Genomic DNA, 1,957 nt, shown 5'->3' on the forward strand with positions numbered 1-1,957 from the left:
AACGCCATGTGGAGGCTGACTTCCAGTTCCTGGGCAATCATGTGATTTCCTTTTGCCTTCCTGAGTACTACTTTAAATCGGTTCGACCCGGCTTTACTCGACCGGTTCACTCACGCACTGCAGGGGATGCCCTGCTTGACGAGCGGCTTCCTGGACCTGCTCGACCTTGGTCGCGGCGACGTCGCGCGAGTACACGCCGCAGATGCCTTTTCCGTCCAGGTGGATCTTCAGCATGATCTGGGTGGCCGTCTCGCGGTCCTTGTTGAAGAACTCCTGGATCACGACGACGACGAACTCCATCGGCGTGTAGTCATCGTTGAGCATGACCACCTGGTACATCTGCGGCGGTTTCGTCTTCTGCGTCTTGCGTTCGACCACCACCGACCCGCCATCATCCTCCTTCGGCCTGGTCCGGGGCGCGACGGGGGCGGGAACGGGGGGTTTGCTGGCCATGAAAATCATTCTATCGAGGGGGGTTCCGCGCTGCAGCCTTCCGGTGACTTGGTGCCGCAGACGTCACATTCAAGCGACAAGCGGCCCGCCGATGCCATCTATTTTCGTTTCCTGGTGCCGGCGATTTTCTGCTTCGAGGCCGCGGCGGCCGTCGGCGCGGCACTCCCATAACACAGTCGAAAACTTTAGTATGTGAAAAGATTGACACAAAGCCCCTGAACCTCGACACTTGGTGTGGTCAAGAGGGAAAACAAGGGGCCGAGGCATGGCGACCGGTACAGTCAAGTGGTTCAACGACGCAAAGGGCTTCGGCTTCATCGAGCCGGACGGCGGCGGGGCGGATGTCTTCGCGCATTTCTCCGCGATCGCCATGGAAGGTTTCAAGACCCTCAAGCAGGGCTCGCGGGTGACCTTCGACATCACCGAAGGACCGAAGGGCCAGCTGGCCCAGAACATCCATACGACGGACGTGGTCGCATCGCCGCCGCCGCAGCCGATCGCGACGCAGCCGGCGCCCGACCGGCCGGCACGCCACTCCAAAGTGCGGGCCCCGCAGTTCCATGCCTCCGGGCATGACTCGGCGACCAAGTAGCTCGCCCTCTCCCAGAAGCAAAGCCGCCGTCGGGCGGCTTTTGCACGCGCGCCGCAGCCGGGCGTGCCGTGACTGAGGGCGTCAGGTCGGCACTGTCCGATCGAAACGCCGCAGCACGTGGGCGGTCATGCCCTTGGCGAGTTCCTCCTCGCCGAAGAAGACCGTCCCCACCTTGTCCCTGCGCAGCAGCTCCGACTCGTCCTCGTTGTGCGTGCGCACCACGACTTCGATGGCGGGATTGAGCTGCCGGGCCGTCTCCACCATCTTGCGCACGCCCATGGTGTCGGGCGTCGCGACGACGAGCATGGCCGCGTCGGCGACGTGCGCCTGGATCAGCACCGCGGGGTCCGCGGCGTCGCCTGAGACGGCAGCCGCGCCCTCCCGGCGCAGGTCTTCCACCAGTTCGCGGTTGCGTTCGGCGACCACGTAGGGAATGTCGCGCTCGCGAAGGCTCTCGGCAATGCGCCGGCCGACGCGCCCGTAGCCGACCAGCACCACCTGCCCTTCGAGGTACTTGCGCTCCGTGCTCATGGGCAGCTCGGCGAACGGGTCGTCGCGGCTTTCCAGCTGGCGCGCCAGGGCGGAGCGCTGCAGCACCCAGCCGCTGAAGGGCCGGATGGCCCGGAACACCAGCGGATTGAGCGCGATCGAGATCAGCGCGCCCGCCAGCACCAGGCTCATGCCCTCCTGCGGCAGCAGACCCAGCGACAAGCCCATGCCGGCGAGGATGAACGAGAACTCGCCGATCTGGCCGAGGCTGGCCGCCACCGTCAGCGCCGTGTTCAGCGGGTAGCGGAACGCCAGCACCAGTCCGGCCGCCGCGCGTTGCCCTGGCTGCTGTGGCACGTGTCGCGCACCGGCTCGCGCGAGCTGTTCACCCTCGCGGTGGTCGCCGCCGCCATCAGCATCGCG

The 1,957-nt window shown here is 65.7% G+C and carries 2 protein-coding genes and 1 pseudogene; 1 reads left to right on the forward strand and 2 read right to left on the reverse strand.

Annotated elements, in window-relative coordinates; translation table 11 throughout:
* Positions 1-93: 93 nt before the first annotated feature.
* Positions 94-453, reverse strand: coding sequence for an ATP-dependent Clp protease adapter ClpS (clpS, locus tag VGD93_RS01435; RefSeq protein ID WP_395008463.1), 360 nt, complete (start codon positions 451-453; stop codon positions 94-96).
* Positions 454-718: 265 nt separating this feature from the next.
* Here clpS and VGD93_RS01440 point away from each other — a divergent pair.
* Positions 719-910 (forward strand): annotated as a pseudogene (locus tag VGD93_RS01440) (cold-shock protein); the annotation flags it as partial.
* A gap of 216 nt (positions 911-1,126) precedes the next feature.
* Here VGD93_RS01440 and VGD93_RS01445 read toward each other — a convergent pair.
* On the reverse strand, positions 1,127-1,957 hold an 831-nt coding region (locus VGD93_RS01445; RefSeq protein WP_395008465.1), incomplete at its 5' end, for an NAD-binding protein.

Source organism: Devosia sp. (assembly GCF_036406155.1).
Taxonomy (GTDB): domain Bacteria; phylum Pseudomonadota; class Alphaproteobacteria; order Rhizobiales; family Devosiaceae; genus Devosia_A.

Excerpts from the sequence above, each read along its gene's own strand:
- clpS (WP_395008463.1), bottom strand. The coding sequence starts at position 453 with ATGGCCAGCAAACCCCCCGTTCCCGCCCCCGTCGCGCCCCGGACCAGG.